This is a genomic window from Candidatus Xianfuyuplasma coldseepsis, from assembly GCF_014023125.1.
Lineage (GTDB): Bacteria > Bacillota_I > Bacilli_A > Izemoplasmatales > Izemoplasmataceae > Xianfuyuplasma > Xianfuyuplasma coldseepsis.
Genome location: NZ_CP048914.1, coordinates 294,334 through 318,766 on the forward strand (window position 1 = coordinate 294,334; position 24,433 = coordinate 318,766).

At 40.9% G+C, this 24,433-nt stretch carries 16 protein-coding genes; 1 reads left to right on the top strand and 15 read right to left on the bottom strand.

Features of this window, described 5'->3' with window-relative positions:
- Window positions 1-24 precede the first annotated feature (24 nt).
- The 12 genes from G4Z02_RS01320 to G4Z02_RS01375 form a co-directional block, all read right to left on the bottom strand.
- Window positions 25-1,179, bottom strand: a complete 1,155-nt coding sequence (locus tag G4Z02_RS01320) for a family 16 glycosylhydrolase (RefSeq protein WP_258878051.1) — start codon at window positions 1,177-1,179, stop codon at window positions 25-27.
- Between the two features lie 249 nt (window positions 1,180-1,428).
- A complete protein-coding gene (locus G4Z02_RS01325) occupies window positions 1,429-2,436 on the bottom strand; it encodes a LacI family DNA-binding transcriptional regulator (RefSeq protein WP_258878052.1) in 1,008 nt (335 codons plus the stop codon).
- 60 nt (window positions 2,437-2,496) lie between these two features.
- Window positions 2,497-5,154 (bottom strand): GH36-type glycosyl hydrolase domain-containing protein, encoded by a 2,658-nt coding sequence (locus G4Z02_RS01330; protein ID WP_258878053.1) that lies wholly within the window; start codon window positions 5,152-5,154, stop codon window positions 2,497-2,499.
- A gap of 111 nt (window positions 5,155-5,265) precedes the next feature.
- Window positions 5,266-8,172 (bottom strand): DUF5011/hyalin repeat domain-containing protein, encoded by a 2,907-nt coding sequence (locus G4Z02_RS01335; protein WP_258878054.1) that lies wholly within the window; start codon window positions 8,170-8,172, stop codon window positions 5,266-5,268.
- 269 nt (window positions 8,173-8,441) lie between these two features.
- Window positions 8,442-9,455, bottom strand: coding sequence for a LacI family DNA-binding transcriptional regulator (locus G4Z02_RS01340; RefSeq protein ID WP_258878055.1), 1,014 nt, complete (start codon window positions 9,453-9,455; stop codon window positions 8,442-8,444).
- A 127-nt stretch (window positions 9,456-9,582) separates the two neighbouring features.
- Window positions 9,583-10,995: a Fe-S cluster assembly protein SufB gene (gene sufB, locus G4Z02_RS01345; RefSeq protein ID WP_258878056.1), complete on the bottom strand. Its 1,413-nt coding sequence runs from the start codon at window positions 10,993-10,995 to the stop codon at window positions 9,583-9,585.
- A gap of 5 nt (window positions 10,996-11,000) precedes the next feature.
- A complete protein-coding gene (sufU, locus tag G4Z02_RS01350; protein WP_258878057.1) occupies window positions 11,001-11,432 on the bottom strand; it encodes a Fe-S cluster assembly sulfur transfer protein SufU in 432 nt (143 codons plus the stop codon).
- A gap of 8 nt (window positions 11,433-11,440) precedes the next feature.
- A complete protein-coding gene (locus tag G4Z02_RS01355) occupies window positions 11,441-12,649 on the bottom strand; it encodes an aminotransferase class V-fold PLP-dependent enzyme (protein ID WP_258878058.1) in 1,209 nt (402 codons plus the stop codon).
- Between the two features lie 12 nt (window positions 12,650-12,661).
- Window positions 12,662-13,759, bottom strand: coding sequence for a SufD family Fe-S cluster assembly protein (locus tag G4Z02_RS01360; RefSeq protein ID WP_258878059.1), 1,098 nt, complete (start codon window positions 13,757-13,759; stop codon window positions 12,662-12,664).
- A complete protein-coding gene (gene sufC, locus G4Z02_RS01365; protein ID WP_258878060.1) occupies window positions 13,760-14,593 on the bottom strand; it encodes a Fe-S cluster assembly ATPase SufC in 834 nt (277 codons plus the stop codon).
- A 128-nt stretch (window positions 14,594-14,721) separates the two neighbouring features.
- Window positions 14,722-16,191: a CotH kinase family protein gene (locus G4Z02_RS01370; RefSeq protein ID WP_258878061.1), complete on the bottom strand. Its 1,470-nt coding sequence runs from the start codon at window positions 16,189-16,191 to the stop codon at window positions 14,722-14,724.
- Window positions 16,192-16,278: 87 nt separating this feature from the next.
- Entirely contained in the window at window positions 16,279-16,893 is a 615-nt protein-coding gene (locus tag G4Z02_RS01375) for a GDSL-type esterase/lipase family protein (RefSeq protein ID WP_258878062.1), read from the bottom strand.
- A gap of 230 nt (window positions 16,894-17,123) precedes the next feature.
- Between G4Z02_RS01375 and G4Z02_RS01380 the strand changes: the two genes are divergently transcribed.
- A complete protein-coding gene (locus G4Z02_RS01380; RefSeq protein WP_258878063.1) occupies window positions 17,124-18,896 on the top strand; it encodes a CotH kinase family protein in 1,773 nt (590 codons plus the stop codon).
- A 42-nt stretch (window positions 18,897-18,938) separates the two neighbouring features.
- On the opposite strand, the gene nifJ is transcribed toward G4Z02_RS01380, so the two are convergent.
- The 3 genes from nifJ to G4Z02_RS01395 form a co-directional block, all read right to left on the bottom strand.
- Window positions 18,939-22,475, bottom strand: coding sequence for a pyruvate:ferredoxin (flavodoxin) oxidoreductase (nifJ, locus tag G4Z02_RS01385; RefSeq protein WP_258878064.1), 3,537 nt, complete (start codon window positions 22,473-22,475; stop codon window positions 18,939-18,941).
- Between the two features lie 229 nt (window positions 22,476-22,704).
- Window positions 22,705-23,580 (bottom strand): choline/ethanolamine kinase family protein, encoded by an 876-nt coding sequence (locus G4Z02_RS01390; protein ID WP_258878065.1) that lies wholly within the window; start codon window positions 23,578-23,580, stop codon window positions 22,705-22,707.
- Window positions 23,581-23,589: 9 nt separating this feature from the next.
- Window positions 23,590-24,378, bottom strand: coding sequence for an MBL fold metallo-hydrolase (locus tag G4Z02_RS01395; protein WP_258878066.1), 789 nt, complete (start codon window positions 24,376-24,378; stop codon window positions 23,590-23,592).
- Window positions 24,379-24,433 lie beyond the last annotated feature (55 nt).

The window sequence follows — 24,433 nt, forward strand, 5'->3', positions numbered from 1 at the left end:
TTAGACTATTCTAAATTTGTGCCCTTATTCATCTTGCAATCCCGTTGCTTCATAGACGCGAACGTAATCTATTAAGAAGTCCGCTTGTTCGATGGTTTCATCAATACCCTGAGCGCCACCCCAGTTACCACCAAAGGCAAAGTTTAAAATCAAATAGAAATCTTGGTTGTATGGCCAAATTGTATAATACTGATCCTCGGTAATATTGTCAAATGAGTCCACAATAAAACGATAGGTAAAAAATTCTTCGCCATCCACGGACCAAATCAGTTTGTCCGGCAACCACTCTAACGTATATACATGGAATTCCTCTTCCGCAGTTTCTACAGTTAAACTACGTCCTATTTGAGTTCCATCTTGACCATTGTGCGCATCGGTATGAATGGTTCCATGAACAACATTTGGTTGATATCCTACATACTCCATAATATCAATCTCACCGCTATTCGGCCAACCACCATAGACACTGTCTTGTGGCATCATCCAAATCGCCGGCCAGGTTCCTTTTCCTTCAGGTAATTGTGCCCGGACTTCGATTTTACCATAAGTCCATGCAGCAATGTCTCTTGTCCAAATCTTCGCCGATGTGTAATATCGATTAGAATACACTTCTTTAAGGAGACGAATGGTTAAGACACCATCTTCAACAAAGGCATTGTCTAAACGATCGGTATAATATTGAATCTCATTATTACCAAAGCCCCAACCTCCGGTTTGGAAATTCCATTTCGAAGAATCCGGACTTCCGGTGTAATCAAACTCATCAGAAAATACAAGTTCATACTCACCAATCTCGTAATCTCCTAATTCTTCAAAGAAACTACGTACAGTGACTACTAGATCATGTTCCGCCGTTTTACCAGAGGAGTTCACAACTTTATATGTCAGTGTGTAGGTTCCAGATGCCGTAATTTTATTGGAAGTACTGAGTGGAAAATCACCCAATCCGAGAATTACCATTTGATCGGTGATGTTTCCATCTTTGGGATCAAAGGCAAACACACCAGCATATGGATCGAATACATCGCCAACCCATAATGTTAATTCATCACTTGTTCCTTGAAACTCAGGAACGATTGTATCAGGGTTCACCGTTGCGTTATTACATGCAGCTAATATCGTAATCAACACGACAACCAGTGTCGATAAAGTCACTTTTCGTAAAAACATGGATTTCATTTTCGTCCTCCTTTAGGGCGAAACAGCTATAAAAACCGATTTCTTTATGTGTACGCTTTCATTATACACAGTAAGGCAGTAATTGTCAACAACAATTGATTTGTTGAAATTTGGTCCATTACGCAACATTAACGCCTATTTTTAGCGATAAAGTCTGAACAAAATAGAGCGGTTTACTGTGAAATTTATAAACAAGAAATGATTTCTTTGAAAACGTTAAAGGTATTTTCACTAATACCGATTTATGTTCTATGCAGATTCGCGTTTGACAAATGTTGGGCGAATTCGTAACTCACCCATTTTTGATGATTCGTCCTGTCCTTCTTCAATTTGTTGGATTAAATACTTTGCCGCACCAACACCAATTGCGAGACGATCTTGATGCAAGGTACTTAGTGGGGGATCAAAATATTTGGCAAATGGACCATCGTCAAAACCAATTACAGCAATGTCCTGTGGGACGCGATATCCATTCTCATGGAATCGTTTGATTGCGCCAAATGCTAAATCGTCACCCGCTGCAAATACAGCAGTTGGGATTTCATCCATAGCAAGGACATTTCCAGCAGCCACATATCCATCTTCAAACGTAAATCCTTCGGTGACAAAAATCAAATCATCACTATCTTCTAATCCCACTTCATTCATTCCTTTACGGTACCCAACAAGTCGTTCACTACCGGCATACGAATTTAGTGATCCGGTTATGTGGGCAATCTGACGGTGGCCGTTGTTAAAAAATTCTAATACCGCTCGTTTTGCCCCGTATTCATTGTCGGTCATTACGGTAAAGATATTGTCTTCGACAAGATCGGTCGTAACACAAGGAATATCGCTATCGATTAATTCTTGTAAGTCTTTATCGCTGTGTTCGGCTACCACAATGAAGACGCCATCTAGTTGTTTATGTTTGCAAAACTCCAAAAACGTCATTTCCGTATTTCCCAAATTGCGGATGACAAAGGTGATTTCATATCCTTTGGTTTCCACATAATCCTTAAACGCTTGGATGACACTGCTGAAAAAATGGTGTTCGAGTCCAATATTAAGATTTTCGGAATAAATAATACCGATGGAATACGAACGTTTCGTTTTTAACCGCGATGCATTGGCGTTGGGTATATAACGGACTTTATTTGCGTATCGAATGATTTTATTTCGTGTTTTTTCACTGACTCCACTGCCACCATTCAAGGCTTTGGATACTGTGCTTGGTGCAACACCAAGCGCTTTTGCTATATCGTAAATCGTTGTCATAATACGTCTCCCTTTCTTGTGGATATTATATCACAATTTACATTGTATTTCAGCAACAAATTACCGGGTTAGATAACCATCAATCGTTGCTGATTTGGATAGTTTGTCACGAGGTATTAGGGGGTTGTTTTGATGTGTATCAAATGGATATTCTTCCCCATTGATTTGAATGGATGATATCGTGTACTCACCATAGTCCAAGTCATCCGGATTATGGTAGTTAATTGTTATCATTCGATCATTAAACAACGTTGTAATGCTTGCCTTGCCATCGACCCAGTCTTCTTGCGATAGTTTCGGTTGTAACACCATATCACCAAAATATCCTTGAATCCCAAATACTTCCGTAACCAAGGTATATAAATACCAGGAAGCTGATCCGGTTAAATAGGAATACATACCGCGGCCTTTGATGTCGAAGTACTCTGGTAATCCGGGATACATTTTCGATCGTGTAGAATCTTGTACTTGTTCATATAAGGACATCATCGCTTTGCGCCCATGTTTGACGAATCCACGTTGATATAGGGCATTGGCAAACATCACCGCCATATGACTAAATACAGCGCCATTTTCTTTGTGTCCATAGGCAAATCCAAACATCCGTCCGAGATTGGTTTTTACTTCATCAAAGTCATTGTTTAAGGCATAGCCACCACGATGTTTATCGTATAGATAGATATCTGCAGCAGCTAATATTTTTGGTATTTGGTCATCGGTTGCGACCCGACTCATAATAGTAAATACTTGTCCGGTTAAAGTCATACGAACAGGCTCTTGTAAGGATTCTAGTTTCATTCCATCGTTATCATAGTATCCGTTGTATAGTCCCAGGGAATCTTGTTCATGCCATTCTTGTTTCCGTAACAGTGACGTTATAAAGTCGGCTTTTTTGCGTAGATCTTGAATCACGGCCGTGACCTCTACGTCGACTTGTTCACCAGATACGTTGGTCATAACAGAATCAAAATAGCGGTGTAAAAGTGCTTGTTTGGATTCAACGTTTTCATAATTCACTGGTGTCGATAACGTATCGAACAAATAGACGACTTCTTTGGCGATGGTAATGGTTCTTAACCCGCGATTGTGCAACGCTTCTAATAAGTCGGCGATATCACTCATGTTTTTTTGATACATTGCCGTGAAAGCCACACTCTCTCCATGATCGGGTGCCATGTCGAGACCATCGTTCCAATCGGCGTTTTCAAGCCGCATGATATTATGGGAATCGACATTGTAGAAGGGGACAAGATTTTGAATCAGAATGTGTTCCAAAATCGTTCCTTCATAGATGTCATTGTTCGCGGTAAATAAGATTTCTCGATCATCTTGTTGCGGTGTTATCTTTCGCGTGTAATGGGTATGTTGATCATGGAAATATCGTTGTTTTTCAAATAGTATGTCGCTATTTCCCGATCGCTCAATGAAGAGTTTTGTGGTTAAGAACGGCCATACACCGTGATCCATCCACACCCGAACAATGTGATTACGGTCGGATTTGAACTCGCCATCGGTATCGCCGATGATGGTTGCATTGGATCCATCGATGCGAACACCCGCATAGTTTTTATACAGCATGTCTTCGACACCGTGAGGATCTAAGAATAGTAAAGTTAACGCATCCTGCCATAAATCACGCCATCCGCGTCCTCCTTTACCATAATCATGATGTGGCAAATAAGAATTCCCAAATAACCGGCGTAAAATTGGTTGGATTGTCACCCATTTTAACCAGTTTGCATAGTCGGTATCGCGCATCGTGAATTGAAGTTGGTCGAGTTCTTTTTGCCATGTTTGATTCGATGCCTTTAGTGCGTTATCAAATGCTTCTTCAGTATGATATTGTGCTCCGTATTGACGAACTTTTTCAAGTGTATCACCAATCGTTAATGCAACAATAAAGGTCGTTGATTCTTGTGGTTTGACTGAAAGTGACTCAAAGGTTAGTCCACCAATTGCTTCATAACCATCGACTCGAGAACCAACATCGTAATTTGATGCGTCTGGATGTTTTAATGCTCCGGGATGTAATAGCGTATTCCCATCACCGACAAATTCTTCCATGACAGGATGTCGGTGAGTAATGGTGGCATTCTGATGGTACGCAAAAACACCATATGCGCGATGATTACGTTGATGTCCCCGTTCATCGAATGTCATCGTTGGTTGATTGACAATCCCATCCTCTAGAACATGCACTTGATTTAAGAGTGCGGTTACATGCCGGTGATCACGAATCGATTCGGCACTACGTCCATAGATGGGAATTGCGGTCATAAATTGCATCGTTTGTGTTGTTTGCGAGGTGTTGGTATAGACGACCTTGTGTAATTCTACTACGGGATTGTCATAGGGAATAAACGAGGTTATCGCAACGGAAAAATCGGAGAATGATTTCTCTAGTTTATGCGATAGAAACTGTCCCTGAACAGTGGTTTGCACGTCAGGTTGTTGCCCCAAATCAAGCATTGGGTAGGCGTGGTTATCTACCGTAAACCAGAGGTTTCTTGACAACAAACTCGCGTGTAAATCTTCTTGGCTTACCGGTAGCAATAAGAACGAGTTTTGATCGATTTTCGTATCCCCATGAAACGATGGCGTAATCGAACTACGAATTCCCCCATTTCCAACTAAGGGGAAATAGGTGTAATTAAATTGATTGGCATGATTCACTATGAACGAACCATCACGCCCAGTAAATGTATAAAACGGTTTCATTATTATCATCCTTTACAATACTGATAAAAACGACTGCTTCCCTGAAACAGTCATTTTTATCATGTAGTATATTTTAGAAGAGAACTGAAAAAACAGTATTATTTCTTATAATTATGACGGTAATACAACATCGACACTGTGTACTGTAACGGTTCCCGTTCCATCCACAGTGGTTGCAAATAATACAATCAATGTCAACTGTGGAATTTGCTCAGCGGTAAATCCGTCTAGTGGAATACTAACGACTTGTTCTGCTCCTGTTCCTGTAAATGGTACTTCTAGGAATGCACCACCAGTAATTTCAATTTTTAACATGAAATCTTGAACTGGTGCAGTTAACGTTACATCAACACTTGTTGCCGTAGCATCAATTGCTGGCATAAGTGGATATTGTGCATTGTTGTTCCAGAATTGATTGGCATCGGTTCCAGAGAAATCAAATACATAATCGTCACCACTTTGTGTCATCGTCCATCCATAGGCAATCCATGCAGGCATTATAACATCAACACTGTGAACGGTAACAGTTCCAGTTCCATCTACGGTGGTTGCGAACAATACGACTAGATTCAGTTGTGGAATTTGTTCTGCGGTAAATCCATCAAGTGGAATACTAACGACTTGTTCTGCTCCTGTTCCTGTAAATGGTACTTCTAGGAATGCACCACCAGTAATTTCAATTTTTAACATGAAATCTTGAACTGGTGCAGTTAACGTTACATCAACACTTGTCGCATTCGCATTGATTGGGGGATCGATTGTATATTGTGCATTGTTGTTCCAGAATTGATTGGCATCCGTTCCTGAGAATTCAAATACAAAGTCATCACCACTTTGTGACATTGTCCAACCATAAGCATTCCATGTGGTTGGTTCTGGAGCTACTACATCAACACTGTGTACCGTAACTGTTCCTGTACCATCCACAGTCGTTGCGAATAATACAATCAATGTTAATTGTGGAATTTGTTCGGCTGTGAATCCGTCAAGTGGAAGACTAACTACTTGTTCAGCACCCGTTCCTGTAAATGGAACTTCTAAGAATGCGCCACCAGTGATTTCAATTTTTAACATAAAGTCTTGAACTGGCGCGGTTAACGTTACTTCAACACTAGTTGCATTTGCTTCTAATGCAGGAGCGATTGCAAATTGTGCATTGTTGTTCCAGAATTGATTGGCATCGGTTCCAGAGAATTCAAATACATAATCGTCACCACTTTGTGACATTGTCCATCCATACGCAACCCAATCAGTTGGCTCAGCGACGACGACATCAACACTGTGTACGGTAATGGTTCCTGTACCATCAACAGTGGTTGCAAATAAGACAATTAATGATAACTGTGGAATTTGTTCTGCTGTGAATCCGTCAAGTGGAATACTAACGACTTGCTCCGCACCGGTACCAGTAAATGGTACTTCTAAGTTGGCGCCTCCAGTAATTTCAATTTTTAGCATGAAATCTTGAACTGGTGCAGTTAATGTTACATCAACACTTGTTGCGTTGGCGTCTAGTGCAGGATCAATTGTATATTGTGCATTGTTGTTCCAGAATTGATTGGCATCGGTTCCAGAAAACTCAAATACAAAGTCATCACCACTTTGTGACATTGTCCAACCATAAGCATTCCATGCAGTTGGTTCAGGGACAACGACGTCAACACCGTGTACCGTAACGGTTCCTGTACCATCCACAGTCGTTGCGAATAAGACGACCAATGATAACTGTGGAATTTGCTCGGCTGTGAATCCGTCAAGTGGAATACTGACAACTTGCTCAGCACCGGTTCCCGTGAAGGGTACTTCTAAGTTTGCGCCACCAGTAATTTCAATTTTTAGCATGAAATCTTGTTCGGGAGCGGTTAACGTTACATCAACGCTCGTGGCGTTTGCATCAAGAGCGGGATCGATGGCAAATTGTGCATTGTTGTTCCAGAATTGATTGGCATCGGTTCCAGAGAACTCAAACACATAATCACTACCACTTTGTGTCATTGTCCAGCCATAGGCTACCCATGCAGGTTCCGCCATTACAAATTGAACACTATGAACGGTAACACTACCTGCACCATCAACAGTGGTTGCAAATAAGACTAATTTTTCTAATCCTGTAATCTCTTCTGCAGTCAATGTATCAAGTGGAACAGATACAACTTCTTCTTCACCTGTAGCTGTTACAGATACTTCAGACGAGTATGCATTTCCAGGTCCTTCAGCTTTGAAGATATAATCTTGTCCCAATTCACCAGTAAAGGTAAATTCAACAGCTGAAATCGATGCATCCAATGCTTCTGCAAGCGGATATTGTGCATTCATATTCCAGAATTGAGCAGTTACACCAGAATATGTAAAGGTGTAAGCATCACCATTTAAAGCCATATCATAACCATAAGAAACCCATAAGAGTTCTCCAATGGTTACAGCGCGTGATACAGTAACGGTATTGTCATCGGCATCGGTAACACTGTAGACAAATGTCCAGATACCATCCACGGAATCATCAAATGTGGTTTCTCCATTTGGCCCGGTTACCGTATACGTAATGCTTGATGTTAAATCACCATCTTCAACATCGGCAGCTACAACACTATCCAATGGATCAAAGGTCATTCCCTCTTCAACCAATACATCACCAGCACCAGTAATGACTGGATCATTATCCGTAATCGCATCTGCAGTGATGGTTACTGTAATTGTTTGGAATGTCGTAATATCCCCAACAACGACTTCATAGGTAACAGTACAAGTACCTGCTGTTGATGTATCTAATATACCATCGGTAATTGTACAAGTAGAATCCAGTGTTAAATCATCAAGATAATTTCCTTCGTCATCACCAAGAACGGTGACACCTTCCAGTAAATCAACTTCGGCTCCTACAGCAACTTCTATATCTTCCACACCACTAATCGTGAGATCCGATAAGATGTTTTGTATTCCAGGACTATTTAATAAATCACAAGCTGATAAAGTGAGTACGAATAATCCTAATATTAAAGCAGTTAATAACTTTTTCATTTTTTCCTCCTATTTTTTTGAAAACGCTTTATTTAAATATAGTATAAAGCATTTCGAAATCGTTTGCAATAGCGAAACAATAGAATTTCCTTTCGAGCAACGAAACCCATTTCTCAGCCTTATAATTATATATATACAAAGTATATATATAAAACCAAATATATGAAGAAAAAAATTTTTTGAGTATCGGTTTCTATAATTGTTTCTAAATTAGGAACAAAAAGATTAAAAAAAAGCAATCAAAATTTGATTGCTCTGATATCCTAAAATTAAATACTTTTAGTGCTTTCTCCAACGACCAATACAGGTTCTATTGTGACTGTTTTGGGACGGTTGGGTATCTCGTTGGTAATGACTCGGAGTAAGTAATCTGCGGCTTGCTTACCAATTTCGATGGTGTCTTGTTTAACGGTTGTTAATTGAGGGGAAGCATATTGGTTTACTTGCGTCCCATCAAATCCAATCACGGAAATATCATTGGGACAGTTCCATCCGGCATCATTAATTTTACGTACTCCACCCAGGGCTTGTAAATCAGAGGCACAGATAACGGCTGTTGGTGGGTCTTCTAACGCAAGCAATTCACCCATTGCGCGGTATCCACCTTCAAAGGTGAACGCATCTCCGTCGACGACATAGTTTTGATTAAATGGTAGATTGTGAGCTTCAACTTGTTGGCGAAACGATTGGAAACGTTCTTGTCCAGCAAGCGAAATTGTAGATCCATATATGTGAGCAATTTTGCGATGACCCAAGCGGTATAAGTGTTCGAAGGCAATTTGTATTCCTGAGAAGTTATTGGTGGTAAAATTGTACATATTTCCACTGCGATGATCGAAAACCACACAAGGTATTTCACTATAACTTAGTTTTTTGTATGCTTGTGATCCGTAGTCGGTAACGATAACAAATACGCCATCAACACCTTTGCGTCGTGCATGTTCCAAATACGTAGTCATCCGGATATCACCAACATTTAAGGATAAAAACATAATATCATATCCATGTTGTTCGACTTCACGTTTAAAAGAATCGAGTACTTCAGCGAACAAGGGATGGCGTAAGCCAATACCACTTGCTTCATCCATGACAATCCCAATCGTCCACGAACGTTTCATAACCAATCCGCGTGCTTGGAAGTTGGGAACGTATCCCAAACGTTTTGCAATTCGCTTGATTGATTCGCGGGTATCGTCATTGACATCGGTATATCCATTTAGGGCTTTCGATACGGTTGTAATCGAAAATCCAGATGCCTTGGAAATATCTTTTAACGTAACCATGATAGGACCTCCCGTACAAGTTTCAGGTTTTTTCAACACATCATTATATCATATTTTCGAAACATCGAAAACAGTTTTCGATGAAAATAAAAAAGGAGAGAAATTAGTTTCTCTCCTAATGATTGTATTATCCGATGGATCCTTCCATTTCCAATTTAATCAGTTGATTGAGTTCAACCGCATATTCCATTGGCAGTTCTTTTGCAAATGGTTCGATGAATCCCATAATGATCATTTCTGTTGCTTGTTCTTCAGTTAGTCCACGACTCATCAGATAGAACAATTGTTCTTCTGAGACTTTCGAGACTTTTGCTTCGTGTTGTACTTGTGCTTGATTGTTTAAGACGATGTTGTAAGGCAAGGTATCCGATACGCTGATATCATCGAGAATAATCGTATCACACTCGACGTTACTTTTAGCGCCGATCGCGTTCTTACCATGTTTGATCATACCACGATAGTTGACTCGTCCACCCTTCGCACTCATCGATTTACTGATGATTTTAGAGGTCGTGTCTTTTCCGATGTGAATCATTTTCGCACCGGTATCTTGATTCATTCCTTCACCGGCAAAGGCGATAGAAATGGTCGTTCCTTTGGCGCGATCACCTTTCAAGATACAAGCTGGATACTTCATATTTATTTTACTTCCGATGTTGCCATCGATCCATTCCATGTGGGCATCTTCTTCTACTAGGGCTCGTTTCGTTACGAGGTTGATGATGTTGTTGGCCCAGTTTTGAACAGTAGAATATCGACAGTGACCACCTTTCTTAACAAAGATTTCAACTATCGCAGCATGTAAACTGTGTTTGGTGTATACCGGAGCGGTACACCCTTCAACATAGTTGACAGTTGCACCTTCATCAACGATGATCAAAGTCCGCTCAAATTGCCCCATTTGTTCACTATTGATGCGGAAATACGATTGTAGTGGTTTTTCTACAGTTACTCCTGGTGGTACATAAATGAAACTACCACCACTCCATACAGCACTATTTAGTGCAGCATATTTATTATCTCGATAAGGAACAACTTTACCAAAATACTCTTTGACCAGTTCAGGATATTCACGGAGTGCAGTATCGGTATCGGTAAAGATGACACCGAGGTCTTCGAGTTCTTTGATCGTGGAGTGATAGACCACTTCACTTTCAAATTGGGTACTGACACCGGCGAGGAATTTTTGTTCCGCTTCCGGAATTCCTAATTTGTCAAATGTCTCTTTGATTTCTTCAGGTACGTCATCCCAACTGTCTTCTGATTTCTCAGTTGATTTGATGTAATAGGTGATTTCATCAAAATCGATTTCACTTAAATCAGGACCCCATGTCGGTTGTGGTTTTTCCATAAACGCATGATAGCTTTTCACACGAAAATCAGTCATCCATTGTGGTTCTCCTTTAATACGAGAGATTTCCCGAACAACATTTTCGTTTAATCCCTTACCCGTATCTAAGAAACTTTTTGTTTCCGTTTTGAAGCCATATTTATAATCCCCAATAATTTCCCGGATCTCTTGTTTAGTTTTTTCACTCATGGTGCTCACTCACTTTCTTCTAGCGTTCCTTCAAATGCTTTCCAGGCAATTGAAGCGCATTTAATTCGTGCGGGAAACTGTCTAACTCCTTGGTAGACAATCGCTTCTTCCAAATCGACCGTTTCGTCGTAGGGTTGATTGCCCATCCAGTTTAGATAGTTTACCGTAAGAATTCTCGCTTCATCGACGGATTTACCGATTAATGTTTCACTCATAACACTCGCACTACTACAACAGATGCTGCATCCGGTACCATCATGCCGGACATCTTTGACAACGCCGTTTTCTACTTTGGATTGGACGGTGATATCATCGCCACAGGTAGGGTTTTTGATGTGGATTGTCTTGTAGGAGGTATCTTGAAGCAACCCTTTATTACGAGGGTTCTTGTAGTGATCCATAATCACTTGTCGATACAATTGTTCCATATTATTCATCGTCTCACCTAAAATCCCATTTCTGTGAAAAAGTCACGTGCTTGATGCAATACCTCAATAAACCGATCCGCATCGTCTTTTGTGTTATAGATATAAAAGGATACGCGTAAGGTTGCGGCTACTTCCAGCCATTTTATGACGAGTTGGGCGCAGTGATGTCCCGCTCGCATACAGATGTTTTCTTGGTCGAAGAAGGTGACTGCATCATGAGGATGTACACCTGATAAGTTAAAGCTGATCACACCGGTTTCGGCGGTTTTGTTATAAATCTCTACACCGTCAATTGCTTCCATTTTGGAAACAACATAATCGTGTAGTTCTTGTTCATGATGATGAATGTTATCTAAACCAATCGCTTGTAAGTACGAGATTGCTTTTCCAAGACCAATCACTTCAGCAATCGGTGGCGTTCCGGTTTCAAATTTATACGGTACTTCCTTCCAGCTCGCATCGTATTTGTTAACATTATCGTTCATGTCACCACCGAATTCAATGGGGGGCATGGCGTCGAGTAGATGACGCTTACCATATAAGACACCAACACCCGTAGGTCCAAGCATTTTATGACCGCTAAAAGCTAGAAAATCGCAATCCAACTCTTGGACATCGACGGTCATGTGTGGGGTTGCTTGTGCGGCATCGACACTGACGACTGCTCCTACTTCATGGGCTAAATGGATAATCTCTTTAATGGGTGTGATATAGCCCATGACATTACTAACGTAGGTTAATGCAACGATTTTTGTATTTGTTGACAACACCTTTTTGACGTTTTCAGTTGTGATGCGTCCCTCTTCATTTAGGGGGACATAGATTAATTTGGCTCCTGTAATCCGACTGACGTTCTGCCACGGTAAGACGTGGGAGTGGTGCTCGAGTTCACTGACGATGATTTCATCGTCAGGACCGAGATTATTCAATCCATAACTGGATGCGATGAGATTTAACGCACTGCTTGCTCCGCGAGTAAAGACAATTTCATGAAATGACGCATTGATGAAAGAAGCGACTTGTTGTCGTGCTTCTTCATATTTCGTTGTGGCAACGTAGCTTAAATTGTAGACACCACGATGAACATTGACGCCGTAATTGGCATAGTATTCGTCCATGGCATCCATGACGACTTGTGGTTTTAAGCTGGATGCGGCACTGTCCAAATAGATCAACTTAGGATCGCTGAGGACAGGGAAATCATTGCGAAGGTCATGTGCGTTCATAATCGTACTCCCTTAACTGGTTTTTACCTCTACTTTTTGGATGAAGTCGTTGCGTAAAGCATCCGTGGATAAAATCCGTAACACAGGACTTAGGAAACCACTGATGATTAAGCGCTCGGCAACTTTAAGGGTAAGTCCGCGACTCATTAAATAGTAGAGTTGTTCCTCATCGATTTTTCCGATGGCTGCACCATGGGATGCTTCAACATCGTATTCATCGATTAAGAGGAGTGGATTGGCATCTAAACGAGAATCATTTCCGAGGACAATCCCCCGATTCGATTGACGAGCAACCGAACGTTTCATATTTTTATTGATTTTACCTACCCCTTCAAAAGTCAACTGACTGGCATGATTACTCACGCCGTAGTTTTCAATATAGCCTTCTGTTTCGGGGGCGTTGTGTTCAATCATTTGTTTGTAGATGGCAGCTTGGTTATTGCTGGTAATCGCAACGGTTTTACTGGTTCCAGAAGCGTATTTTTCTTGTAAGAAGATGTTGGTGTTGTTATCAATATCACCATCGTTTACTTCGGCAACGCTGTAATGGCTTTTTCCGTAACGAGATACATAGCTATTGCGACGGATATCACAGGTGGCATTCTCATCTAAGTTGGAAATACCGGAGTATTGCAACGATGCGTTTTCTTTCACAATGCTATTGGTAACAAAGTTAATGTTACTAGCAGATTCATTGTAGAGGTATTCGAAATACGATAACTCTGCATTTGGTTCTAGAATCAATCGTGTATTGTGAACCAAATCTCCATCCGCTTGGATGTAGAATACGTGTAAACGTTCTTCCACATACGTATTTTTTGGTACGTGTATCAACAGCCCACTGTTGACATGATTAATGTTGTAATCATACACGGCGTCATCAGCAGCAAAATCGTTGACGAACTCCGTGTCTAAAAAATGGTTGATGTATTCAGGCAAGGCATGTTCATAGGATTCGATGAGAACTTCATCAAAGGCAGAGGATAATTCTTTGGTGAGAATGTGTCCATCTTTGATAATAATGTAGTTGGTTAGGTCATCGACAAGAAGGTCTTGGATATGACCGGGGATGACGTTGTCTTTGAGTGGTTTGATTTCAAAGGATTTCATTTACAGATCCAATGCTTCTTTGGTAGCACAAACACCAAGCATAACGCGTGCTTGTTCGTCGTCTTCAATCACCCGTACATCGTCAATACCAACTTCTTCTTTAATCCAATCGTATCCTTCTGTATCAATTTTACGAATCAATTCCATGTCGCCACTTTTCACGATGCGACCTTTCATCATGACATGAACTTTGTCGGCCGTGATGTAGTCTAGTAATCGTTGATAGTGGGTGATGAGCAATAATCCAAGGTCTTTGGATTTCATACTGGTGACGTTTTCGCCAACGACTTTTAAGGCATCGACGTCTAATCCACTGTCAATTTCGTCTAAAATCGCAATTGATGGTTTCAACATTTTCATCTGCAATACTTCGTTGCGTTTTTTCTCACCACCACTGAATCCTTCGTTTAAATAACGATGTGGGAGGTCGCCTTCCATTTTTAAGTCTTCAATCGCATGATCGAGTTCGCGGATAAACTTAAAGAGGCTAACGCTTTTCCCTTCTTCCATCCGGGAATTGATGGCGGTTTTAATGAAGTCGCTATTGGTGACTCCTGGTACTTCTGCTGGGTGTTGCATTCCAAGGAACAACCCAGCGCGGGCGCGCTCGTCGACTTCCATCGCCAACACATCTTGTCCATCTAAGGTAATCGTTCCCTTGGTTACGTCAAAGCGTGGGTGCCCCATGATGACACTTGCCAAGGTTGATTTACCGGTCCCATTGGGACCCATTATCGCGTGGGTTTCCCCACCGGTTATTTCTAAATTTACACCTTTTAAGATTTCTTTACCGTCTACTTCGGCGTGTAGGTCTTTTATTATTAATGTACTCACAATAAATCACTCCTTAATTCGTTATTTATAATACTATATATAATAGTAATTTGCCAATGAAACGATATATTTTTTAAATAAGGAAAAACCTATAAAAAACGACGATTTATTCGTCGTTTTACAGGTCATTATTCGGTGCTTCGTTGTTGCTCATAATACGCGACTTGATCACGAACGATCAGCGCTTTATTTGAAAAGTACCCCAGATTGGGAATCTGGAAGGAATACGTATCACCGTATAAGCTTTTGGCTTTGAGGTACTGATTCATGAATGCATCCTGAGTGAACAGGGTATCAAGAAATTCGATTAAGTAGGATTCATACAGCTCCTGATTGGATTCATCTGCGATGATTGTGTCCCATAAAGGTGTGGAAAATGTCGTCCACATTGGTTGTCCCCATTCATAGATATCATTGCCGAGGGTGTTGTTGATAAAGGTAGGTTCTCCGGTCCATCCAACACCAAGAATGTTTGTATAACTAGAAGGAATAACAGTCATATAGTTGGACTCATCAAAATAATAATAGACATTTCGTCCATAACTACGATAATCATCGACGTGTCCCAACAAGATATGCATCGCGGACATTCGCAAAAAGGCATCGACGTTGATATGGGTATCGAGATAGACTTGTAACGCCGCTCCTTCTAATGTATGAAGATTGGTGGATACATCGATAATATCCGTGTAATCAAGATGTTCTTCGTTGGATCGACGTTCGTATAGCGGAGTATAAAATATCGATTCATCCTTGATCCCCACTACGGTTGGATCGCTGATGAGTTCTAGGGTTGCGCCATCATTTGCTTCGTATAGATTGCCGACGTCATCGACATCGAATTGACGACGAATAAATTCTTCATCTATTTGTTCAATCATGGTATACAGTGATTGATGTACAATGGTTTCATCGACGGTAAAGACCACTTCTGTGTAGGTCGCATTTGGTGCGTTTACACCGGCTTTTCGTGCCATTTGATGACCAAATATGGTTTTTGAGTGAGAGGGGTCGTTGTTGCTGTTATAACGAAAGATTAATTCTTCAATCCCGGCAAACTCACGAGTTTTTAAGCGAATGTATGTTTGTGATGTCATGGTTGTATCAAACGTTTCATTAAACTTGAGTAAGAAATGGATGTCTTGCCAGTCGTTCGTATCGTTTATCGGTAACCGTCGTTCGTCGGTTGAACCAGTAAGACGAAAGCCAACATCCGTGAATAAGACTGGTGTATCATTCACCTGGTAGTATACATTAACAGGATAATAGGTATTGAGTTGATAGGTCCCATAAATGCTGTAGTATTGCTGTAAGTCTGCGATCATTTGATCGAGTGTAGTTTGTTTAAAATCAATGACAAATGTATGCTTTTCATCCAACTTAAACAACTCTTTATACCCAGCATCGGGGTCGGTTTGAAGTGCTTCAGCCATCAGTTCTTGGATTTCTTTGGAACGTTCTTGCAAGGTTTCAATGGTTTGGATGATATCATCACTATTTGGTTGATTGAGCCACAAGGATTCACTGGAGGCGTATTGTAAAACAAACAACATCGTTGCTAATAATAGAATGATTGTAAATCGCTTGAATGTTTTCATGTCGCACCTCCTGTATAACATTGTAACATATAATGGTCCTCTTTCTTTATAAGATTCTTACAAAAAAAAAACAGGTTCGAAAACCTGTTATGCGTGTTGACGGATGAGCGACGTGTAGAGATCATATCCTTTTTCATTAAGATGGAACCCGTCACTTGTATATTGAATATGGAGTTGATCAAAATCATTTTTCAGATGTTTGTAGGCATCTACAATCCGCAGGTGCTTACGTCGTGCATAGTTTTTCAAGTAATAATTCAACATTTCGACTTCAATGTTATCGATGTCTTTCGCCCGTTCATGTACACCATGGCCACGCATCGATGGATGAACCGGTAATAATGTTACGAGAATAATCTCTGTTTCTTTCGTACGACGTTTTAGCTCGGTAAGGATCTCCACAATGTTGTTGTAGATTTCCTTGACACTAAGTGTTTCATCGGCGATGTCATTGAGTCCAATCGATAAAAATAGTTTGGACGGTTTGTACTTGATTGCTCGTTTGTACAGTGTTTGATGTAATGTCGTTGTTGTATCACCTGAAAGCGAGTTGTTGTATATGGTTCGATCCGGAAAATACTTCGCCATATCGATATTTTCCATGATACAATCACCAAGTAATACAACTTGTCCTTGCTCAATCTCGCGATGGGATATGATGTCTAACTGTTCTTTGTATTTACGTTTCATGTCTCGTGTCATTGAATCCACCATCCTTATGTTAACCCTAGTAAACATTGTAGTCGGTTACCTCACAATGCTTTACATTCCCATGGGAACATATCATTATATACTGTTCAATCGGAAAAATCAAGAGACAAGTCAAAAATAATGATAGCGTTTTCTTTTTGAAAATCAAATCATTCGAGTATGAGTGGTATTCTATGGTATAATAAAGTACGAACATCCTGATTCAAACGAGTGTGATTATTATGAAACAATGGCTAGTATTCCTTGTTGCCACACTAGCGCTACTGCTGGTGGGGTGCGAGGTCGAAACAGCATGGTCCGCCCATGAGGAAGAGTTTAATCGAATTCGTGAACTTCTTCCCCAGCAATACAGTACCAATCTATCCTTACCGGAGTCCAGTCGTGAGGATGTTTTCGTCGTGTATAGTATTGATGGGGTCATGGTAGAGGATAATCGATTGCTTTATACCAATCCTGATGTGGATACAACCATTGAGTTAACATTATCGATTACCCACGCGAATCAAGTACGTCAATATACGATTGACATCATTGAAGTCAGTGAAGCCAATCGGGATTTAAATGTGGTGTTTGATATTATTTTTGATACGATTGATGCGAAGATTCCTTCTCGGGTTACCGCCAATCTTGCGGTACCACAGGTGTATAGTGTTGATGCGGACATTGATTACTTGATTGATTGCACCGATATCGTTCGCAATCGGATTGTCTATACATTTCCCGATCAGAATGAAACGTGCTCATTAACGGCAATTGTAACCTATGATGGAGTGACACGGATGCAAGTCTTTACGGTAACAATGAGTGGCATATCGAGCTTACCACAAATCCCAACGGTATACATTACCACAGAAAATAACGACGATATTTGGAGTAAAGACATCTATACCAAAGCGACGATGAGTGTCGATTATCATGGGATGTATGATGGCGATGCGATCACGAACGCCGGTATCCAAATTCGTTTACGTGGTAATTCAACGATGTTTATGCCAAAACGACCATATAAAATAAAATTTGATGAAAAGACCGCATTTTTTGCGGATTACAAAGAATACGATTGGACATTGTTATCGAACCACGCCGATCAATCATTGGTACGGAATGCTTCCGCCTTTTGGATGGCCGATCAACTAGGAATGGCATTTGTCCCAAATTATACCTTTGTCGACGTGTATATCAATGACGAGTACCAAGGCAATTATCTCGTTAGTGATCATGTGGAAGTAACCAATGATCGTGTCGATATCGAGGAACATTCCGCCAATATTGATACAGGCTATTTGATTGAGTATGACTACAAGATCTTTGATTATCCAGAAGGAACATATAATTCCTTTTTGGTGGACAATATTCCCTTTAGTTTAAAATCTCCCGACTGGGATGAGGATGTATATTCCAATGCCCAGAAAACCTATATTGATAACTATATGACAAATTTACTCGACACCCTGCAAAATCAAGAAGACTACAGTGATTTGATTGATGAGGCATCGTTTATCGACTGGTTCATTGTCAATGAAATCTTTAAAAATGTCGACGTCGGGTACTCTAGTGTCTATTACTATAAGGATGCAGGAGAGAAACTGAAGATGGGTCCGGTATGGGATTTTGATTTATCCTCTGGGGTTCCTGGATATCTACATGAACGGGGTCCAACAGGGTGGTATACACCAAACTGGAACAAGAATCGCTTCTTCCACTATTTAATGCAATATCCGGAATTTCAATCAGCGTTGAAAGAACGCTGGAATGAAGTCAAAGATACCGCGATTGATGGAGTCTTGGATCAGATATTTGTCTTTGCGGATCATATGACGTATTCACGGCATAAGAATTTCTTACTCTACAGTGTGATTGGCAATGAGGATGAATGGTGGACAGCTCCGGAAATTCTAGCGATTGATACCTATGATGGACAACTGTGGTTCTTGTATGATTACTTGGAGACAAGAATCGCATGGTTGGATACGGAAATTAATAATTTTGACTAAAAAAAAAACACCTCAAATTTCTGAGGTGTTTTTATGTGTTCATTATTCGGCGTTACTGTAATCCATTGCGGCATAGCGTTTGTACATATCCCAACGACGTTTTGCTTCGCTTAAGTTTCCAGCAAGAAGTTCATCGGCGTGTTCAGGGTTGATGTCTTTTAGTTGTGCATAGCGTGCTTCGTTGTCTAAGAACTCAGGGTAGAGATCCCAATTGGGTTCTTTACAATCGATTTGGAATGGATTTTTACCTTGTGGTTCTAAGGTTGGATCGTAACGGAAGGTTGGCCAGTATCCAGATTGGGTAGCCAATTTCGCTTGATTTTGCGAGTTGGTGAGTCCACCTTTGATTTTGTGCGCGATACATGGGCTGTAGGCGACAATAATCGATGGTCCTGGATAGGCTTCAGCTTCTAAGAATGCTTTGATGACTTGTGGTTGCGATGCACCATGTGATACTTGAGCAACGTAGACATCACCATAGGTCATGGCGATGGCAGCCAAGTCTTTTTTCTTACCGCCTTTACCAGATGCGGTAAATTTGGCGATGGATCCTTTTGGTGCAGATTTACTGGATTGTCCACCGGTGTTGGAGTAAACTTCGGTATCGAGAACAAGGATGTTGACGTCTTCGCCATTGGCGATAACGTGGTCGAGTCCACCGTATCCGATATCGTATGCCCAACCGTCTCCACCAATAATCCAGTTGCTTTGTTTCACGATATAGTTGGCGAGTTCCTTGATTTCTTCCGCATATTCTTTGTTGTTATCTTCAAGGAGTGGTAATAATTTTTTAGAGATTTCTAAGGTTTTTTCACCGTCGCTGCGGTTTTCCAACCATTCTTCAAAGAGTTCGGCTTCTTCTTTGGATGCTTTGTCTTTGCTGTTGACAAAGATGTTTTGGAGACGATCACGCAATGTTTCGTTGGCATGGAACATACCAAATCCAAACTCCGCATTGTCTTCAAATAAACTGTTTGCCCAAGCTGGTCCACGACCGTTATCTAAGGTTGTGAATGGGGTTGCTGGGAACGATGCACCGTATATGGATGAACATCCGGTTGCATTGGCAATTTGCATCCGTTCTCCGAATAATTGGGTAACGAGTTTGATGTATGGTGTTTCCCCACAACCGGCACATGCACCACTGAATTCGAATAATGGTTTGGCAAACTGTGAGTTTTTCGCATTGGTTTTTGAAACCAAGTTGTCTTTGTATGTAACTTCATTGAATAGGTATTCGGAGTTTTGAACTTCGCCTTTTTCAATTTCATCACCGATTGGTGACATGGCGAGTGCTTTGGTTTTTGCAGGACATACTTCAACACAGACACCGCATCCAGTACAGTCTAATGTCGAGATTTGGATTTTGTATTGTAGTCCTTCCAATCCTTTACCACGTGCTTTTACGGTGGTTAATCCGTCAGGTGCAGCTTCCATTTCGTCATCGGTTAATAAGAAAGGACGAATTACCGCATGTGGACAGGCAAATGCACATTGGTTACATTGAATACAGTTGTCGTCGAGCCACTGTGGTACATAGTCGGCGATTCCGCGTTTTTCGTATGCAGTTGAACCGTTGTCCATGGATCCGTCTTCGCGTCCTTCGAATGCAGAAACTGGAAGATCGTATCCTTTGATGGCGTTGACTTGGTCGGCAATGTCGCGTACGTAAACTGGTTTCGTGGTGTCTACTGTTGGAGCGGTTACTTTTAAGTCTTTCCATTCAGGTTTAACGTCGATTTGAACCAATCCGGATTGTCCCATGTCGATCGCTTTATAGTTATTCTCAACGATGTCTTGACCTTTACGACCATAGGTTTTTTCGGCGTATTTCTTCATCAGTTTTTGTGCGGTTTCGTATGGCATAATTTGTTCGTTTAGGGAGAAGAATGCGGATTGCATAATCGTATTTGTACGACCTGTTAATCCAGCTTCTTCTGCTAATTTTACCGCGTTGATGATGTATAGTTTCGCGTCTTTTTCAGCGAGTTGTTTTTTGACTTTATTTGGTAATAATGCTTCGACTTCGTCAGCTGGTGTAACGGTGTTGAGTAAGAAGGTTCCACCATCACGTAAGCCACCAACCATATCGTATTGCGTTAGGTAGGAGTCTTTCGAACAAGAGACGAAGTGTGGTTTGTTTACCAAGTAGGTTGAACGGATGGGGTCTTTACCAAAACGTAAGTGCATCCGGGTAACCCCACCGGATTTTTTACTATCATAAGAAGAGTATGCTTGTCCGTATAGATCGGTGTTTTCTCCGATGATTTTGATGGTGTTTTTCGATGCACCAACGGTACCGTCGGATCCAAATCCGAAGAATAGTAATTCGGTGGTGCCTTCACTTTGTACGTCGACGTCTACTTCTGGTAATGAAGTGAAGTTGACATCGTCGTTAATACCGATGGTGAAGCGATCTCTTTTGTCTCCAACCAAGTTGTCAAATACGGCAACAATTTGTCCTGGTGTGGTATCTTTTGAGGATAGACCGTATCGTCCACCAAGGATGAGAGGAGCGTTTTCTTGTCCGTAGTATACAGCTTTGACGTCTAAGTACAATGGTTCCCCAACGCTTCCGCTTTCTTTTGTACGGTCTAATACAGCGATTGCTTTAACGGTTTTCGGCATTGCTTGTAAGAGAAACTCGGCACTGAATGGGCGGTATAAATGTACCGTGAGAAGACCAACTTTACGGCCGTTGTTATTTAAGTAATCAACGGTTTCTTCGATGGCTTCGGTGACACTACCCATAGCGACAACAACTTCGGTTGCTTCGTTGTCTCCGTAGTAGACGAATGGAGCGTACTCACGACCGGTTATTTTGCTGATTTCTGCTAAGTATTTAGCCGCAATGTCCGGTACTTCTGCATAATATTTATCTTGAATTTCGCGTGCTTGCATGTACACGTCATCGTTTTGTGCAGAACCACGTGTGACGGGGTTCGCACTGTTCAATGCGTTTTTACGGAATTCTTTCACCGCGTCGCGGTTTAAGAGTTTATCAAACACTTCGTAATCCATGACTTCAATTTTGTTCACTTCATGAGAGGTTCTAAATCCATCAAAGAAATGTAGGAATGGAATGCTGGATTCGATTGCACTTAAGTGGGCAACTCCTGCTAAATCCATAACTTCTTGGACGGATCCACTTGCTAAGATTGCAAAACCAGTAGGTCGTGCTGCCATAACATCTTGGTGGTCGCCAAAGATACTTAGTGCTTGTACAGCAATACTACGTGCTGCGACATGAATAACACCGGGGAGTAATTCTCCTGCGATTTTATACATGTTTGGTAATTTTAGTAAAAGGCCTTGTGATGCAGTGAAAGTTGTTGTTAGAGCTCCTGCTTGTAACGATCCATGAACCGTACCAGCCGCTCCACCTTCGGATTGCATTTCAATGACTTTTACCGGCATGTCAAATAAGTTCTTCTTACCTTGAGATGCCCATAAATCGATATGCTCAGCCATTGGTGATGATGGCGTTATCGGATAAATCCCTGCTACTTCAGTAAAGGCGTATGCACAATATGCTGCAGCTTGGTTTCCGTCCATCGATTGGAAAACTTTTTTTGCCATTAAATGTACCTCCAATTAAATTTTGTACTCGGTTAGAAAAATCGAGAATTCATAGCCAACCTACATTATAAAACATATTATGTTTTTTTACAACATAGCATTCGGTGTTTTTTCAGCATTGAAAACACTTACATTCGCGCTTTATAAGGTCTTTTTTTACAGTTTAAAATCCTTCCAAATTATATTTAAAAATCACTATAAAAAAAGCACCCTTGTTAGGGATGCTAGATTATTGAATCGATTGTAAGAACTTTTCGGTTTTATCCAAGTAGAGATTGGCAACAAACATAAAATCAACGCCAAGGTCTACACTCAACCCGATAAATTCTTTGTATAGCGCAACGTTATGCCATTGTAGACACTGATACGCTCGGAAGAAGTATAATCGATTATAGTCTTCTGTCGTTGGTTCATGATTCAGATAAACAGGAAGTAACTGCAAAGCGTGGTTGAAATCGTTGTTTCCAAAACAGGCAATATCATAGAAGGGATCGTTATTTCCGGTAAACTCCCAATCCATTAATCGTAGACCGTTATTGGTCACAACAAAGTTGCTAACTTGAGAGTCTCCGTGGCATAGTACCAGACGACTCTCGTCCATGTACGTTGGTTTCAATGATTCCCACTTTGCTTTTAGTTTCAGATATCGGTCAGTATGTGTATAATTAAATTCTTCCAAATGACTTTCGTAACATTCCAATCGGTGGTTAGGGTCGTAGTTGTTGACGGCTTGCAGGTCGGAATCATGGATTTTATGCAATACTTCTGCTGCTTCTTTTAAGTGATCTATCGGATTGTTCTCACTGAGTGGTGTCCCGTCAATATAGTGGGCAATTTTGTATCCACTAGCGATATCTAAAAAGACGGTATCGTTGTTCAAACTAAGCGGTTTAACGAGTTCAATATTGGCTTTTTCAATTGTGCGGTCAACAAATTTTTCTGCTTTTTTTCCGGGGATGCGAAAGGTATATAAATCACCTTTTACATCGATGATGTAGGTGTAATTACTCATCCCGCCCATCAGGCGTTTCACAATGTGGATATCGTGTTTGTCTACTTGTAATACTTGCATCGTAACTTCTTGGATTATTTGTTCGTGGGTCATGGTGGGCTCCTATAGTTTAAATAGTTTTGTGGGAATGTCTTGTTTCGCTACGCATACTTCATAATCACTGAGGGTTAAGCCGTAGTCGGCAAACACGTCTTGATAGGTTTGTAAGACGAGTTCATCGGTATTGCATTCACGACTGCGATGAGCGAGAATGATGTATTTTGTGTTGGTTCGTACAAGTTGTGCCAGGTTATAGGCACTGTCGTTGTTGGACATATGTCCTTTAACGGAATCAATCCGTTGTTTTAGATAAAAGGGTCGGCTTGATGTGAAGAGCATCGTCACGTCGTAATTGGATTCGAAAATATAGGCATCCGCTCCAGTGAATAGTTCATAGTCTCGTTTTGGTAAATAGCCGATATCGGTGACGTATACGAGTTTTTTATCCTCATCTTCAATGACGTAACCGACCGCATCACTAGCATCGTGTGAGATACTAATTGGGGTGATTTTTAGATGGTTGATAAAGAATGGTTCATAGGGGGTAATAATCTCGATTTTAGTGGGATCGACATTGTCTTTGACGCGCCATGGTAATCCGTCATACGTGTCTTTTGTCATGTAGGTTGTAGCGTTGTGGCGTTTCATGGTCACATCCAATCCCTTGATGTGATCCCCGTGTTCATGAGTGATGAGGACGGCATCCAATGGATCGATGGAATGGTTGTGTGCTTTAAGTCGTGTTGTGATTTGACGGTAGGTAATCCCACAATCAATTAATAGTTTGACGCCATTGGATTCCAAATAGGTTGTATTTCCCCCAGAACCACTGGCTAATATTGTCCATTTCATATCATCACTCCAATCGTTACAATTATAGACAATTTTGCGATAAAATTCAATAAGA

Bases quoted from the DNA above. Each gene is read 5' to 3' on its own strand.
- sufB (WP_258878056.1), bottom strand. From the start codon at position 10,995: ATGAGTGAAAAAACTAAACAAGAGATCCGGGAAATTATTGGGGATTAT.
- G4Z02_RS01375 (WP_258878062.1), bottom strand. From the start codon at position 16,893: ATGACACGAGACATGAAACGTAAATACAAAGAACAGTTAGACATCATA.
- G4Z02_RS01390 (WP_258878065.1), bottom strand. From the start codon at position 23,580: ATGACCCACGAACAAATAATCCAAGAAGTTACGATGCAAGTATTACAA.
- G4Z02_RS01340 (WP_258878055.1), bottom strand. From the start codon at position 9,455: ATGGTTACGTTAAAAGATATTTCCAAGGCATCTGGATTTTCGATTACA.
- G4Z02_RS01320 (WP_258878051.1), bottom strand. From the start codon at position 1,179: ATGAAATCCATGTTTTTACGAAAAGTGACTTTATCGACACTGGTTGTC.
- G4Z02_RS01330 (WP_258878053.1), bottom strand. From the start codon at position 5,154: ATGAAACCGTTTTATACATTTACTGGGCGTGATGGTTCGTTCATAGTG.
- G4Z02_RS01355 (WP_258878058.1), bottom strand. From the start codon at position 12,649: ATGAACGCACATGACCTTCGCAATGATTTCCCTGTCCTCAGCGATCCT.
- G4Z02_RS01360 (WP_258878059.1), bottom strand. From the start codon at position 13,759: ATGAAATCCTTTGAAATCAAACCACTCAAAGACAACGTCATCCCCGGT.
- G4Z02_RS01380 (WP_258878063.1), top strand. From the start codon at position 17,124: ATGAAACAATGGCTAGTATTCCTTGTTGCCACACTAGCGCTACTGCTG.
- nifJ (WP_258878064.1), bottom strand. From the start codon at position 22,475: ATGGCAAAAAAAGTTTTCCAATCGATGGACGGAAACCAAGCTGCAGCA.
- G4Z02_RS01335 (WP_258878054.1), bottom strand. From the start codon at position 8,172: ATGAAAAAGTTATTAACTGCTTTAATATTAGGATTATTCGTACTCACT.
- sufU (WP_258878057.1), bottom strand. From the start codon at position 11,432: ATGAATAATATGGAACAATTGTATCGACAAGTGATTATGGATCACTAC.
- G4Z02_RS01370 (WP_258878061.1), bottom strand. From the start codon at position 16,191: ATGAAAACATTCAAGCGATTTACAATCATTCTATTATTAGCAACGATG.
- G4Z02_RS01325 (WP_258878052.1), bottom strand. From the start codon at position 2,436: ATGACAACGATTTACGATATAGCAAAAGCGCTTGGTGTTGCACCAAGC.
- G4Z02_RS01395 (WP_258878066.1), bottom strand. From the start codon at position 24,378: ATGAAATGGACAATATTAGCCAGTGGTTCTGGGGGAAATACAACCTAT.